Annotated in this window: 14 protein-coding genes, 1 tRNA gene and 1 pseudogene; 6 read left to right on the top strand and 10 right to left on the bottom strand. The window is 61.0% G+C overall.

Annotated features, from left to right (window positions below; translation table 11 throughout):
• Positions 1-242 precede the first annotated feature (242 nt).
• Together QOV41_RS04975 and QOV41_RS04970 are read left to right on the top strand one after the other, a co-directional pair.
• A complete protein-coding gene (locus QOV41_RS04975; protein ID WP_284579932.1) occupies positions 243-647 on the top strand; it encodes a hypothetical protein in 405 nt (134 codons plus the stop codon).
• Positions 648-912: 265 nt separating this feature from the next.
• A pseudogene (locus QOV41_RS04970) lies at positions 913-1,053 on the top strand (OST-HTH/LOTUS domain-containing protein); the annotation flags it as partial.
• A 52-nt stretch (positions 1,054-1,105) separates the two neighbouring features.
• Here QOV41_RS04970 and QOV41_RS04965 read toward each other — a convergent pair.
• The 4 genes from QOV41_RS04965 to QOV41_RS04950 form a co-directional block, all read right to left on the bottom strand.
• Complete coding sequence (locus QOV41_RS04965; protein WP_284579931.1) at positions 1,106-1,516, bottom strand: hypothetical protein; 411 nt, start codon at positions 1,514-1,516, stop codon at positions 1,106-1,108.
• Positions 1,513-1,761 carry a hypothetical protein gene (locus QOV41_RS04960; protein ID WP_284579930.1) on the bottom strand — a complete coding sequence of 83 codons (249 nt, stop codon included), beginning with the start codon at positions 1,759-1,761 and terminating at the stop codon, positions 1,513-1,515. Before QOV41_RS04960 ends, QOV41_RS04965 begins: the two co-directional genes overlap by 4 nt.
• Before the next feature lie 24 nt (positions 1,762-1,785).
• A complete protein-coding gene (locus QOV41_RS04955; RefSeq protein ID WP_284577339.1) occupies positions 1,786-2,988 on the bottom strand; it encodes an IS256 family transposase in 1,203 nt (400 codons plus the stop codon).
• A gap of 295 nt (positions 2,989-3,283) precedes the next feature.
• Positions 3,284-4,467, bottom strand: a protein-coding gene (locus QOV41_RS04950) for an IS3 family transposase (protein WP_284581181.1) whose coding sequence is annotated in 2 segments (ribosomal slippage) — positions 3,284-4,179 and positions 4,179-4,467 — 1,185 coding nt in all. Because the reading frame shifts where the segments join, the coding sequence is not laid out codon by codon here.
• A gap of 116 nt (positions 4,468-4,583) precedes the next feature.
• Between QOV41_RS04950 and QOV41_RS04945 the strand changes: the two genes are divergently transcribed.
• Positions 4,584-5,786, top strand: coding sequence for an IS256 family transposase (locus tag QOV41_RS04945; protein ID WP_284577339.1), 1,203 nt, complete (start codon positions 4,584-4,586; stop codon positions 5,784-5,786).
• Between the two features lie 257 nt (positions 5,787-6,043).
• Here QOV41_RS04945 and QOV41_RS04940 read toward each other — a convergent pair whose 3' ends face one another.
• The 5 genes from QOV41_RS04940 to QOV41_RS04920 all read right to left on the bottom strand — a co-directional run bounded on the left by QOV41_RS04940 (position 6,044) and on the right by QOV41_RS04920 (position 10,342).
• The gene (locus tag QOV41_RS04940) at positions 6,044-7,117 is read right to left on the bottom strand and encodes a tyrosine-type recombinase/integrase (RefSeq protein ID WP_284579929.1); all 1,074 of its coding nucleotides are present in this window, start codon (positions 7,115-7,117) and stop codon (positions 6,044-6,046) included.
• Entirely contained in the window at positions 7,114-7,302 is a 189-nt protein-coding gene (locus QOV41_RS04935; RefSeq protein ID WP_284579928.1) for a hypothetical protein, read from the bottom strand. Before QOV41_RS04935 ends, QOV41_RS04940 begins: the two co-directional genes overlap by 4 nt.
• Positions 7,303-7,488: 186 nt before the next feature.
• Positions 7,489-7,565, bottom strand: a tRNA-Met gene (locus tag QOV41_RS04930).
• Between the two features lie 79 nt (positions 7,566-7,644).
• Complete coding sequence (locus tag QOV41_RS04925) at positions 7,645-9,099, bottom strand: UdgX family uracil-DNA binding protein (RefSeq protein WP_284579927.1); 1,455 nt, start codon at positions 9,097-9,099, stop codon at positions 7,645-7,647.
• A gap of 1 nt (position 9,100) precedes the next feature.
• On the bottom strand, positions 9,101-10,342 hold the full coding sequence (locus QOV41_RS04920) for a putative DNA modification/repair radical SAM protein (RefSeq protein ID WP_284579926.1): 1,242 nt from the start codon (positions 10,340-10,342) through the stop codon (positions 9,101-9,103).
• Between the two features lie 222 nt (positions 10,343-10,564).
• On the opposite strand from QOV41_RS04920, the gene QOV41_RS04915 reads away from it, so the two are divergent.
• On the top strand, positions 10,565-11,515 hold the full coding sequence (locus QOV41_RS04915) for a ring-cleaving dioxygenase (protein WP_284579925.1): 951 nt from the start codon (positions 10,565-10,567) through the stop codon (positions 11,513-11,515).
• Positions 11,516-11,629: 114 nt separating this feature from the next.
• Here the strand turns inward: QOV41_RS04915 and QOV41_RS04910 are convergent, their stop codons facing one another.
• Positions 11,630-12,043: an MAPEG family protein gene (locus QOV41_RS04910; RefSeq protein ID WP_284579924.1), complete on the bottom strand. Its 414-nt coding sequence runs from the start codon at positions 12,041-12,043 to the stop codon at positions 11,630-11,632.
• A gap of 1,559 nt (positions 12,044-13,602) precedes the next feature.
• On the opposite strand from QOV41_RS04910, the gene QOV41_RS04905 reads away from it, so the two are divergent.
• The gene (locus tag QOV41_RS04905) at positions 13,603-14,235 is read left to right on the top strand and encodes a ZinT family metal-binding protein (RefSeq protein WP_415926768.1); all 633 of its coding nucleotides are present in this window, start codon (positions 13,603-13,605) and stop codon (positions 14,233-14,235) included.
• Between the two features lie 117 nt (positions 14,236-14,352).
• Entirely contained in the window at positions 14,353-14,511 is a 159-nt protein-coding gene (locus QOV41_RS04900) for a hypothetical protein (protein ID WP_284579923.1), read from the top strand.

Below are 14,511 nucleotides of genomic sequence, written 5' to 3'. Positions count from 1 at the left end.
GGGTTTGTTCCCGCTCGGTTGGGCGCCAGATGTTGCCTTCAGGAGCGGAGCGTTTTCCGTCCCTAGAGCACCTGTTGCACCTCATGGGAGAAGTGTGATGCCTTCCCCGGAGGATGTGCCCCGTGTCGCCTGAGGGCCCCAGTTTCGAGCGTTAATCCACCGTTCACCTAACCTCCAGCTGCAAAGAAACCGCCGAACGCCAGCACCGTTGGTCGCCGTCAAGCCGCCCAAGGGAGACAGCCATGGCCCGGTCTAGAATCGACGCAGAAATAGAGCGCTTCAGACGCGTCCTATCGGCATGGCAATGGATGTCGGAGCTTTCGGAAGATCCCGACGAAGTCGTGCGGCTTCTCAACATCGACGTCCGCAAAATCGGCGAACTCGCATACGAATACGCTGACCACGCCGCCGAATTGCTGGAAGTGATGGACGACTACAAACAGCTCGCCACCCAGGTGCAGGACAGAACCGAAAACCGCCGGCGTGCTCTCGCGAGCAGCTCCTTCACGCAATTCGCAGAGCAGAATGGATCGTGCGCCCGGACCAGCCTGGTCCGCAGCCGAAATCTAGAACCCGGCCGTCCGAGCTTAGCGGCAGCTGGACATGACACAGGTAACCAGGGCACCCCGCTAACGCTGAACTCCTGATGCAGCCGTGCCCGCGCGACAAGCTGAGTGCTGTTGGAATACTGCTGCGCCGCCGACCGGCAGCTTACGGATCACCGTTCGGGATAGCAGACGTTGTACTTTGTGGCTTGCGGGCATTGCCGCGCTCGAGAGTTCAAGTGCGCGGCAGCGCTTAGGCTTGTCCTCTTGCTTAGGTGCTCAATAGCCACGGTTGATGGGTGCAGCAAGGCGAAAGCATGCTTAAGCGCCGATTAAGTGCCGCCGAGGTACAGTTCACCTCGCTCGCGGCAGTCGGCTTGCGATCATGGCACCGGACTTTGATCCACGAACGTTCGGGTTTCGAAAGCTCAGCGATTTGGTGCGCGGCACCAACAAGTTCGATGTCGAGCAAGCTGCTGGTGGACCGGTGCGCATTCGCGCCCGCTGATCCACTCTGCCTGCACCCGCGCTGCTCCTACGGCCCTCACTGGCGGGGCTGGCTACCAGCCCGTTATGCCCCTCGCTGGGCGCTTACCGGTGGCCGTCACATCGTCGATGTAGATGGCGACATCCATGCCGGACCGTAAAGCCAGATCACGGCAAGCTAGGCGGGCCTTCGGCACATCCTCATAGGCGTAGTCGAACTGCATAACCGCGATCTGCATATCCTTGAAGGCGGAGTTCGCCACATTTGCATCAAGCCAGCCGTTGCGATCCATGTCGCGGCTAGCGAACAGCATGGCCTTGGACCACTCACCCACGAACTGCATGACTGCCAGCCGAAGATTGGCACAATCGCGTTGCCCTTGTTGTTCATTGGCATGGGCAGGACCGATCAAAGACAGAAATGCCAGGAACAGCACAATGGCCGTCCCCGGCACCCGGAGGTATCTGGTGAGTACCGGGATCAACCGGTCTTGCGCAGCATGTGGCCGCGTTCTGCGGCAGCAGCCGGAAGCTGGGTGTCGAGTTCGCCGGCACGTACAGCTTCGGTCAGGGTGTCGAGAATTTGCGGCAATGCGGCAAGCTCCCCGACAGCGATTGCGTTCTTGTCTTTAGCGAATTCTATTGGCTTGCCCGCGTAGCGCAGGCCAAAGAAGGTCTGGCCGCTGGGATCGTGTCCTTCGGCGTGGTGTAACTGAGGCAGGGCCTCCACGCATATCCGGCTTGGCCGGGTTGGTCAGCGTGCGGGGACTGCCGGCAGGCTGACGAGGGGATCATCGCTCAAATGGGCAACGGATTCCAGCGACATGTATCTGGCGCGCTGCACAGCCCACTCATCGTTTTGCTCGAGCAGGATGGCGCCCACGAGCCGGACGATGGCATCCTCGTTGGGGAAGATGCCCACCACCTCGGTCCGGCGCTTCACCTCGCCATTGACCCGTTCTATCGGGTTGTTCGAGTGAAGCTTGGCCCGATGCTCCTTGGGGAAGCTCATATAGGCGAGGACGTCGTGCTCGGCCTCATCCATGATGGTGGCGAGCTTGGGCACGCGAGTGCGGATCTGGTCGGCAACGGCGCGCCATTGGATACTTGCGGCCTCAGGGGTCTCCTGGGCGAAGGCTGTAGCGATAAAGGCGCTGGCCACCCGGCGACCGCTCTTGCCAGCATGAGCAAGGACGTTGCGCATGAAGTGAACCCGGCAGCGTTGCCAGGTTGCACAAAGGACCTTGGTGACAGCCGCCTTGATGCCTTCATGAGCATCGGAGATGACCAGCTTCACGCCTCGTAGGCCGCGGCGGGTCAGCTTGCGCAGGAACTCGGTCCAGATCGCCTCGGCTTCCGAGGTGCCGATCTCCATGCCCAGCACCTCGCGTCTACCATCGGCGTTGACGCCGATAGCCATGATGGCAGCCACCGAGACAATGCGGCCACCCCGGCGCACCTTGAGGTAGGTGGCGTCGATCCACAGATAGGGCCAATCGCCCTCGATCGGTCGGTCCAGGAACGCTTTAACCTTACCGTCGATCTCCTCGCATAGCCGGCTCACCTGGCTTTTGGAGATGCCGCTCATGCCCATGGCCTTGACCAGGTCATCTACCGAGCGGGTGGAAATGCCTTGGATGTAGGCTTCTTGGATCACTGCCGTCAGCGCCTTCTCCGCCATCCGGCGCGGCTCAAGAAAGCCAGGGAAGTAGCTGCCCTTGCGCAGCTTGGGGATGCGCAGCTCGACTGTGCCGGCTCGTGTCTCCCAGTCCCGTTCGCGGTAGCCATTGCGCTGGACCCGCCGCTCAGTGCTCTTCTCGCCATAAGCGGCGCCGGTGGCAGCGCTAACCTCCAGCTCCATCAACCGTTCAGCAGCAAAGCCAATCATCTCGCGCAGAATATCGGCGTCGGGGGTCTTCTCTACCAGCGTGCGCAGGTTCATCATCGAGTCGGTCATCGGTGGTCCTTCAGGTGCAGGGTTGGGGTAAGCAACCAGACCTTACCGGAAATCCGTCGATGACCACCCAGCCGCTCGCTCGCTACGGCGCTCGTAATGGCGCGCTCGCGAGCGGCTTGACCAGCTCAGTTACACCACGTCCCGGGACACGACCGCCGCTGGCGTCAATAAACCAGCCTGCACGCAACCGTTTGGGCGCTTCCACCTGCACCCGCTGACCCTCATCAGTCTTGCGCCACACCATGTGGGTCGGAGCATAGTTGGTCTGCCCCGCATTAGCGGTCCAAGGTTATTGTTAGTGCATAGTTGGACTTGATGTCACCACAGGCGGAGTTGATCCGCTCTGGGTTGGCGGCCATGAGATGACCTCTGGCGCCGGCGGTCTGTAGCCAAGCGAAGAGTGCGGTCTGGCCACGTTGTAGTGGCACCGCCATGCTTCGATGACGATCTTGGCTTCCTTGAGGGTGTAGAAGATTTCGCCATTGAGCAGTTCATCACGGAGCTTGGAGTTGAAGCTCTCGCAATAGCCGTTCTCCCAAGGGCTACCTGGCAGGATGTAGGCGGTCTTGGCGCCTATGGCAGCGATCCATTCCCGCACGGCCTTGGCGACGAACTCGGGGCCGTTATCTGAACGAACATGTGCCGGGGCTCCGCGCAGGATAAAGAGGTCCGTGAGCACGTCTATGACGTCGACCGCCTTGAGCCTGCGATTAACCCGGATGGCCAGGCACTCCCTGGTAAACTCGTCGATCACGTTGAGCATGCGGAACTTTCTGCCACTGTGGGTTCTGTCCTCGACGAAGTCGTAGGACCAAACATGGTTGGGATGCTCAGGCCGCAGCCGGATACAGGATCCGTCGTTGAGCCAGAGTCGCCCGCGCTTGGGTTGCTTTTGTGGAACCTTGAGCCCCTCTCGTCGCCAGATCCGCTCCACTCGCTTGTGGTTCACCGCCCAGCCGGACCGATGCAGCATCGCCGTGATCCGGCGATAGCCATAGCGGCCATATTCGGTAGCGAGAGCAATGATATCGGCAGTCAGTGCCGCTTCATCCTCGCGGGTCTTTGGGAGCTTGCGCTGAGTGGATCGATGTTGTCCCAGAACCCGGCATGCGCGTCGCTGCGAGATGCCGAACTGGGTGACAACGTGCTCCACGCACGCACGGCGACGAGCGGGGCTCAGTAGTTTCCCCGGGCGGCCTCTGCCAATATCATCTTGTCCAGCGTCAGGTCCGATACGGCTCGTCGCAAGCGGGCATTCTCAGCCTCCAGCTCCTTGAGCCGCTTCACCTGATCGCCCTTGAGCCCACCATATTCCTTGCGCCAGCGGTAGTACGTCACCTCCGTCACAGCTATCGCCCGCACCGCCTCCGCAACCGTCTTCCCCTGCGCGGTTAGCACGTCAATCTGACGAAGCTTGGCGACTATCTCTTCAGCCGTAGGCGGTCGTGTCCCGGGACGTGGTGTAACTGAGCTGGTCAAGCCGCTCGCGAGCGCGCCATTACGAGCGCCGTAGCGAGCGAGCGGCTGGGTGGTCATCGACGGATTTCCGGTAAGGTCTGGTTGCTTACCCCAACCCTGCACCTGAAGGACCACCGATGACCGACTCGATGATGAACCTGCGCACGCTGGTAGAGAAGACCCCCGACGCCGATATTCTGCGCGAGATGATTGGCTTTGCTGCTGAACGGTTGATGGAGCTGGAGGTTAGCGCTGCCACCGGCGCCGCTTATGGCGAGAAGAGCACTGAGCGGCGGGTCCAGCGCAATGGCTACCGCGAACGGGACTGGGAGACACGAGCCGGCACAGTCGAGCTGCGCATCCCCAAGCTGCGCAAGGGCAGCTACTTCCCTGGCTTTCTTGAGCCGCGCCGGATGGCGGAGAAGGCGCTGACGGCAGTGATCCAAGAAGCCTACATCCAAGGCATTTCCACCCGCTCGGTAGATGACCTGGTCAAGGCCATGGGCATGAGCGGCATCTCCAAAAGCCAGGTGAGCCGGCTATGCGAGGAGATCGACGGTAAGGTTAAAGCGTTCCTGGACCGACCGATCGAGGGCGATTGGCCCTATCTGTGGATCGACGCCACCTACCTCAAGGTGCGCCGGGGTGGCCGCATTGTCTCGGTGGCTGCCATCATGGCTATCGGCGTCAACGCCGATGGTAGACGCGAGGTGCTGGGCATGGAGATCGGCACCTCGGAAGCCGAGGCGATCTGGACCGAGTTCCTGCGCAAGCTGACCCGCCGCGGCCTACGAGGCGTGAAGCTGGTCATCTCCGATGCTCATGAAGGCATCAAGGCGGCTGTCACCAAGGTCCTTTGTGCAACCTGGCAACGCTGCCGGGTTCACTTCATGCGCAACGTCCTTGCTCATGCTGGCAAGAGCGGTCGCCGGGTGGCCAGCGCCTTTATCGCTACAGCCTTCGCCCAGGAGACCCCTGAGGCCGCAAGTATCCAATGGCGCGCCGTTGCCGACCAGATCCGCACTCGCGTGCCCAAGCTCGCCACCATCATGGATGAGGCCGAGCACGACGTCCTCGCCTATATGAGCTTCCCCAAGGAGCATCGGGCCAAGCTTCACTCGAACAACCCGATAGAACGGGTCAATGGCGAGGTGAAGCGCCGGACCGAGGTGGTGGGCATCTTCCCCAACGAGGATGCCATCGTCCGGCTCGTGGGCGCCATCCTGCTCGAGCAAAACGATGAGTGGGCTGTGCAGCGCGCCAGATACATGTCGCTGGAATCCGTTGCCCATTTGAGCGATGATCCCCTCGTCAGCCTGCCGGCAGTCCCCGCACGCTGACCAACCCGGCCAAGCCGGATATGCGTGGAGGCCCTGCCTCAGTTACACCACGCCGAAGGACACGATCCCGTAGGCCGTTTCCTGGGCGTCTGCGTATCCTTTCAAATGGGACCATTCCCATACTTCAAAAAGGACCACTCCTGTGGGGGCAGACCAAGCCAAAGTGGCAGCTTTCAGGAGCCTGCCCGTCTCCTTCTGATGGCAGGAATGGGGTCGGTAGCTGCCACCAACCAGTTGCAACATCCCGCCTGCTATGGTCAGTGCTCGCTCCAGACCGGCCGCAGGTGATCCTTCATCCGTTCATTGCTGACCTGACCGTAGAACTTGTCGATCATTGAAGAGCTGGTGCCGGTATTCCGAGCAAGCGCGAAAACGTCGACCCCATGTGCAAGCTGCTGGCTGATGTAGAAGTGCCGGAACGAGTACAAAGTGCGTCGCACACCACGGTAGTCCGCGACCAGGTCGCAGCACTTGAGCAGCTGTGAGAGGGCATTCCGCGTCGAGCCTAGACGCTGGCCGGAACGCGTCGCAAAGACCGGATCGCTGTCTGCAGATTCCCGTCCGATCTGTTCCGTCCAGAACTGCCATAAAATGTCGAACCAAGTGAGTGCAGCTTCTTGAGCCACAAACGTCCGGCTCTTGGCTTTGCCGTGTACTCGCAGCTTGATGTCACGCTGTCCGAGCGGCTTGTTCCGACCCAGCCGATAATCGAGCACATCGCCCCAGTTGAGGTTCTTGAGTTCTGTGGGTCGCATACCGGAATAAGCCGCGATCATCAGCTGCGCATGCAAGATGGTGCGATCCCATCTGAGGTGCTCGTGGATATCAGCATCGGAAAGCCGCTGAAGACTTGCGCTTACCAACCGCTGAAACTCTTCTGGCGAGAAGCTCGGGCGGTTGTTCGGTGCTTTCGCGCGGTCCAAAGAAATCTCAGGCACCTGACCGCAGTTCAAATAGCCCCACTTAACTCCTTGGCGGAATATCTGCCGCAGCACCACCAGTTCACCACGTTGGCGGCTGACCGTAGGCATGCGCTTTTCTGCCAGTGGTCGGCGGATCGAACGGCCGTTACGCTCGTAGCGGATTTCGGTGATGTCTTTACCGGACCCCGTCAACCAGTATGCCTTGCGCCACTCGAGGTAAGCCTGGATATCCCGCCCTGAGATTGCGTCGATGTCCTTGTCGCCGAAGAAGGCGATCAGGTATCGCCGGATGAAGGCTGGCACGGACTTGCCGTGATAGGCAGCGCGCTCGCCGCGCTCGACCTCATTCTCGAGAAGCTTGATGTAGTCTTCAGCAACTTTCGCGAACGAGGCAGCCTCCACCTTCAAACCGTTTCGCGCTCGGTAGGATGCTTCGAACCAGACTTCATGAGCCTTGCGTTCAGCGACACAGGATCACTGGTCTCCAGCGACTTGCGAACCTGCCCGTGGCCCTTGATGGAAAACCGCACCCACCACTTGCTGGTGCCGGGGCGCTGGAACAATTTGTAAGGCTTTGTTTCTGCCTCGATCATCGCGCACCTCCGGTTATGGAGGTAGCTCAGCTGTGTTGAAAATGTGCTACCCCGCGACGCACGCGCAGGCAATCCGTCAATGCTTTCAAGGAGCAGGATCAGCCGCTGTGCTGGACTGTGCTAGGCATAATGCCAGCACAGTTGGCTCGCAACCAAAAGCTAAAGCACTGATCTACAAGAGAAAAATGGTAGCGGAGGAGGGATTTGAACCCCCGACACATGGATTATGATTCCACTGCTCTAACCAACTGAGCTACTCCGCCCCAAAGGGCGCGCGGGGTTGCCCCGGCGACGCGCTTTACTAGGTTTGCCGCTTCCTCCTGTCAAGCGCTTCGCAGGGGCTTAGTGGCAGGCCTCCAAAGCCGCGATGGCATCACGCACCAGCACCAGATCCTGCTCGAACTTTTCGCGCTCCAGCGCTTTGCGCTCAGGATCGGGGATGCGCAGCAGGTAGGAGGGGTGATTGGTGACGAAGAGCACTGTGCCGTCCTCCATGGTAATCGGCGCGCCCCGCAGCTTGCTGATGGTGGCGGTACGGCCAAGCAGGCTGTGCGCTGCGGTGGCGCCAAGGGCGACGATGACCTTGGGTTTTACGAATCCGATCTCGAGGTTGAGCCAGAACTTGCAAGCCTGGATCTCGCCGGCATCGGGCTTGTTGTGGATGCGGCGCTTGCCGCGCGGCTCGAACTTGAAGTGCTTGACGGCATTGGTGACATAGACGCGACTGCGGTCGATACCGACCTTTTCCACTGCTGCATCAAGGACTTTGCCAGCCGGACCAATGAAGGGCTGACCGGCGAGGTCCTCCTGGTCCCCAGGCTGTTCGCCGACGAACATCACCTGCGCGTGCTCGGGCCCTTCACCGAAAACGGCCTGCGTGGCGTGCTCGTAAAGCGGGCAGCGACGGCACCCCTGGACGGCGGCGCGCGCATCGGCAAGCGAAGTAATTTCGCTTTGCGCTTCAGCGGCTTGCGCGTACTTTTCCGTTTGCTTGACATGCCGCGAGGGAGGCTGGCTGGCTGCGCGCTCGATCATCTGCTGCTCCGCTTGTCTGGCGCCTCGCACCAAGGGAGCAATGAGTTCGGCTTCGGGCAGGTTGCGCCAGTATTTCACCGGCATCTCCGATTTCATGGCCGAGATCTTAAGGCGCGCGGGATTGAAGATGGAGGAGAAGTAAGTCCGCCAGTCCTCCTCCACCGCATCGACCTCCGGTACGTCGGTGCGGCGACCGCCCTCAGCAAAAACAAGGGTTTGGGTGTCCCAATAGACCGAGCGATAGGGCGTAACGATGGCCCAAACCATGCCATCGAAGCGCCGGGCAAAGAAGGGGGCGGTGAGCTCGAGCGAGTAATGTTCGGGCTCGAACCAGGCGGCGAAGCGCTCGAAGCCAGTGTCATCGGTGATCGCCTTGAAGCGCACAAAGGCCTTCATCTTATGGCTGTCGCGCCGCACCGCAGAGGCCATTAGTGTTAGCGTACTGTTGTCCTTATCAGCAGCATTCAGCAGCAGTTGGGGCACTTCCTGTAGCCGCCAGAGCACTCGATAAAGAAGGTCGAACCGCGCCGGATCGGCGTGGTTGATGGCAGTTTGCGCAAGTTCGATGAACTGGCGCGGCACCGAACCGATCGGTCCAGCCGCTTCGGGCAGCATGGCGTCGCCGCCTTCAAAGAGCCCGTTGGCTTCTCCTGGTATACGCCAGGCCACGTTCTCGGGGGATAAACCAGCCGCGAGCAATTGGCGGGCCTTGCCGCGCCACTCGTCGAAATCGTTGAGCGATTGGAGGCGTACCGCGATCATTCTAGAACAGCGCCAATTGCTCTGGCGCGGGCGTGAGCTTTGCCCGCAGGCGCTGATGGTCGGTCAACCCGCCCGGCGTCCAGTCGAGAGCCTCGATAAAGGGTCGCACCTTGTCGATCGATCCGGCAATCCGCGCCACATCGTCAAGCCGGAGCGAATGGTGACGGCGCGTAGCGATGATACGGTCGACGCTGCGCGTTCCCAGACCCGGCACGCGCAGGAGCATGTCGCGGTCCGCACGGTTGACGTCCACGGGGAAGCGCTCGCGATGCTTGAGCGCCCAAGCGAGCTTGGGGTCGATAGCCAGATCAAGCAGTCCATCCTCCCCACCCGCCACGATCTCCGGCACGTCGAAGCCATAAAAGCGGATCAGCCAATCGGCCTGGTAAAGCCGGTGCTCGCGCATCAGCGGCGGCGGCCTGAGCGGCAGGCGCGAACTGGCGTCGGGGATGGGCGAAAAGGCCGAGTAGTAGACGCGGCGCAGCTTATAGCCGGAATAGAGCCCTGCCGCCCGATTGAGGATGGCCCCGTCATTGGCGCCATCGGCACCGATGATCATCTGCGTCGACTGCCCGGCGGGCGCCCACTTTGGCTTGGCGGTCCTGGTCTTGGTTTTGGCTTCTGGTGCGGCTTCATCAAGCTTGCCGCGCACCCGGGCCATGGCGGTGCGGATTTCGCTCGGCCGCTTTTCGGGTGCGAGGGTTTCAAGCGCGATGTCGGTCGGCATCTCAATATTGGTCGACAGCCGATCCGCCCATCGCCCGGCTTCGGCGAGCAGCTCGGGCGCGGCATTGGGAATAACCTTGAGATGAATGTAGCCGGCGAACTGGTGATCTTCCCGCAGCGAGCGCGCCACCCGCACCAGTTCTTCCATAGTGTAGTCCGGCGAGCGGATGATGCCCGAGGACAGGAACAGCCCCTCAATGTAGTTGCGCTTGTAGAAGTCTAGCGTCAGCCCGACAACTTCCTCGACGCTGAAGCGCGCGCGCTGCACATTGGAGGAGGAGCGGTTGACGCAATAGATGCAGTCATAGACGCAGAAATTGGTCAGGAGGATTTTGAGCAGACTGATGCAGCGACCATCCGGAGCATAGGAGTGGCAAATGCCGCTGCCCTCGGTTGAGCCGATGCCGCCCTTGCCGGCGCTGTTGCGCTTTTCGGTTCCGCTGGAGGCACAGGAGGCATCGTATTTGGCAGCATCGGACAGAATGGCAAGCTTGCGGCGGAGCGTAAGGGGGGGCATGGCGTTCTTCTTATGTTCACACAAGTGATACGCCAGATGCCGGTCGCAGATCATGCTAAAAAGACATGAGACGCTAAGTTGTGATCGAACGAGCAACCGCCCTTGTTCAAGAAATCGCACCAGTCTGTCGGGATTGGACATCTGCCAGAGGCGAGCGCTCTGGATTACATCTTGGTCACAACAGGACGCGGGAACAGATCTCGCCGCAGCAGGAGACAGCAAATGGCACTCGAACTGGGAGGCATCCATCACCTCACGGCAGTTACCGCCGAGGCGAAGAAGAACCTTCATTTCTACACCCAGACCTTGGGCATGCGGCTCATCAAGAAAACGGTGAACCAGGACGACACCACCGCCTACCACCTTTTTTACGGTGATGGCGTTGCCTCGCCTGGCGCCGACCTGACCTTTTTTGATTTTCCAGCGGCACGCGAGCAGCGCGGCAACCACACGGTTGGGCGCACCGGCCTGCGGGTCGATAGCGAAGAGAGCCTCCTGTGGTGGAAGGAGCATTTGCAGTCCCACAATGTCGGCACCAGCGGCATAAAGGAACGCAACGGCCACCTCTCGCTCGACTTCGAGGATTTCGAGGGCCAGCGCTTCCGCATGGTGATCGACGCCGTCAACAAGGTCGTGCCCTGGGCCAAGTCGCCCGTGCCGGCGGAGCGGCAGATCATCGGATTGGGGCCGATCACCCTCTCGGTGCCGCGGCTGGACCGCACCGAGCCGGTGCTGCTCAAGGTCATGAACATGCGCAAGGTGCGCGAATACCCCATGACCAGCCATACGCCCGAAACCCATGTCTATGAAATGGGTCCCGGCGGCCCGGGTGCCGAACTGCATGTCGCGGTTGATCCGAACCTGCCGCCCGCCCGGCCGGGTGCCGGCGGCGTGCACCATGTGGCCTTCCGCACGCCCAACGAGGACACGCTGCGTGAGTGGATCGAGCGGGTGAACTCCTTTGGCATCCGCTCCAGTGGCGAGGTCGAGCGGTTCTATTTCACCTCGCTCTACTTCCGCGAACCCAATGGCATTCTGTTTGAACTTGCCACCGACGTGCCGGGCTTTGCCGCCGACGAACCGATGGAAACGCTGGGCGAAAGCCTCGCCCTGCCCCCCTTCCTGGAACCGCGCCGGGCCCAGATCGAGGCCAACCTGAAGCCCCTGGTTTAGGGTTTGCAAGGGTAACCCCTACCCATCCTACCCCTCACGAGGGGGAGGTGAAGAGGCGGCAGCACGCGCGATTGGTTCCTCCCCCTCCAGGGGGAGGTTAGGTGGGGGTGTGCATCAGGCGAGGATCGTCCAGCCCGTGAGGAGCACGACAAGCACTGTCACCAGCGCGCCAGAAACATAGAGGATGGTCCTGAGGCTTCCCCCTTTGGCCGCCTTGCCGCCCTGCAAATAGATGGTCAGGTGGAGCAGCCGTATTGCAATGTGGGCCCAAACCAGAATGGCCAAGATGGTGGGTTCGACGCCCACCATAATTGCAACGATCACAGGCACGACAAACGGGGCGAGCGCCTCTACCGAATTCATGTGGACGCGGTCGATGCGGTAGAGAGGGTTTTCGTCGCTGGCCGGGATGACGGGCCCGGAGAGCACTCCGGCACGGCCCTTCGAAGCCCCCGAATAGATGGCCAAACCCACGGACACGAGACAGAGTGTGAGCAAACCCAAAAGGCTGAGCGTGTAGGATTCCATCTCGCTGGGCTATCCTATGCAGATGAATGTTCAGCGACAGTGCGAGCGAGGCGAAGAGCCCCGACGCCGCCGGGCGTGCAAGCGCGCGTCACAATACCACAATAGCGCTGCCGATGAAGTGTGCTGATCGAGGTTGGCTGAGGCCAGGAGTTCCGCGCCTGGGGAGTTACCCCCACCCGGCCCCCCCTGAGAGGGGGAGGTGAAGAGGGGTGAACGGCACGACACACTCGGTCGGTCCCTCCCCCTTGCAGGGGGAGGTTAGGTGGGGGTCTTGTAGGGGGAGGCTAAGTGGGGGTCTTCCTGGAAAGAAGTCCCGCGTGTCCACTCAGGAGACCCAGATGGCTTGACCATCGTAATGATATAACATTAGAAAGACGCATGTTATAACATTCCGGAGGTTGATCTTGCGTCTCTCACTTCTTGCACTGGCCCTGATGATGGGCTCGGCTCATGTTGCGGCGGCAGACGAGGCTTGGCGCCTGTTTGTTTCCGACCATGAGGAGCCGGTGGTCCGCGTTGTCGATGCACTGACCGGCAAGCAAATCACCCAGATTGACCTGGCAGGCCCAGCCAGCCTGCACCGCAGCCAGAGCGGTGAAACGGTCTTTGCTGTTCAGGGTGCCGCTGGGGCCGTGACAGCGATAGGCACCGGAATCGCCCTGGACGATCACGGCGATCACGCCGACCTCGAAGTTACTGAACCAGGGCTGACAGGTTTCTCGATCGAGGGCGATGGCCCGTCGCACTTCGTTGAACATGGCGGCCATTTCGCTGCCTTTTTCGATGGCGAAGGCGTCGCGCGCGTGTTCAGCGAGAGCGAAGCACTCGCTGGCGAAGGAGAGATCAGCGAGGTCAAGGCCAACGCGCCGCATCATGGCGTTGTCGTCCCCTTTGGCGACCATTCGATTGTGTCGGTCTACGATCCAGCCGGTGATGGCTCGGTGGTGGGGGTGCAGGTCGTCGGAGCCGACGGCGCGCCGATCGGGGCTGTCGTTGAATGCGTCGGTCTACACGGTGAAGCCCTGTCTGGCGATCTTGGTGCCATTGGCGGCTGCCAGGACGGTATTCTGCTGATCAGCTCCGCAGGCGGGCAGCCGAAGGTCGAGGTGCTGGCATTCCAAGACGGGCGGGGCGAAGGTCGAGTTTCCACCCTTGTTGGTGGACGTGGTCTCCAGTATTTCCTGGGCAATTTCGACGCGGACACCGTCTCGCTGGTCGAGCCAGGTGCTGAGGCGCCTTACCGCCTTGTCGATCTACCCACGCGCCGCGTCCACTTCGCTGTCGATCCGGTTCGGCCCCGGTTCGCCTACGTGTTCACCGAAGACGGTACATTGCATAAGCTCGACGTCATCCGGGGCGAACTCACTGATGCCCTTGAGCTGACCGATCTCTATTCGATGGACGGCCATTGGAGCGACCCGCGCCCGCGGATTGCCGTGGCTGGAGACAACATCTTCGTCAGCGATCCTCTCGCGGGCAAGATCCACGTCGTTGACGCTGAAACCTTCCAAGAGAACGAAGCGATCACAATTGAAGGCAAGCCATTCAACCTTGTTGCTGTGGGCGGCAGCGGGGTCGATCACGACGCCACGGACCAAGAGCATGGGCATAGCCATGACAGTGATGCACATGATCATGGTCATGCGCACGATCAGGACAGCAAGGTTTACCAGGGCTATTTCGAGGATGACCAGATCGCCAGCCGCGCGCTGACCGACTGGGAGGGCGATTGGCAGTCGGTCTATCCCCTGCTCCAGGACGGCACGCTTGACCCGGTGATGGCGCACAAGGCCGAGGGCGGGGAGATGACCGCTGAAGAGTACCGCGCCTATTACGATGTCGGCTACCAGACCGAAGTGGATCGGATCACTATCAAAGGTGAAACCGTCACGTTCTACGAGAATGGCGAGCCGGCAGCAGCGCGTTACGAGAGCGACGGCTACGAAGTTCTGACCTACGAAAACGGCAATCGTGGCGTCCGCTTCATCTTCAAGAAGGTCGATGGCCACTCAGCTGCCCCTGGTTTTATCCAGTTCAGCGACCATGCCATCGCGCCACAGGATGCAGGTCACTACCACCTGTATTGGGGGAACGACCGTGCGGCACTGCTGGAGGAACTGACCAACTGGCCGACCTACTACCCGACCGCGCTCAGTGCTGAGGACGTGGTCGCCGAAATGCTCGCCCACTAGGCGCCTTTTCGCAGATCCATGCGCTCGGCCGCACGGCCGGGCGCATTCTCTGGCTACCGTATTACGCCTCTTGTCCGTTCCATGCTAAGGCCATGGCAAACAGACAGGGGACCACCGATGAGCGAAAAGAACCAGCGCCGGGGCCGGCTCGTCCTGATTGCCTTTGGCGTGGTGGCGCTGATCTTCATCATCGCATCGCTCAACAGCAATCTCAACATCTGGCGGCAGAACGACGCCGCCGAAGAAGCGGCGCAGGAATCGGTGGATGCCCAGTAG

The sequence above is a fragment of the Devosia sp. RR2S18 genome (assembly GCF_030177755.1).
Lineage (GTDB): Bacteria > Pseudomonadota > Alphaproteobacteria > Rhizobiales > Devosiaceae > Devosia > Devosia rhizosphaerae.
Note: the sequence above shows the minus strand (reverse complement) of the source record. Positions and strands in the feature narration are given on the sequence as shown.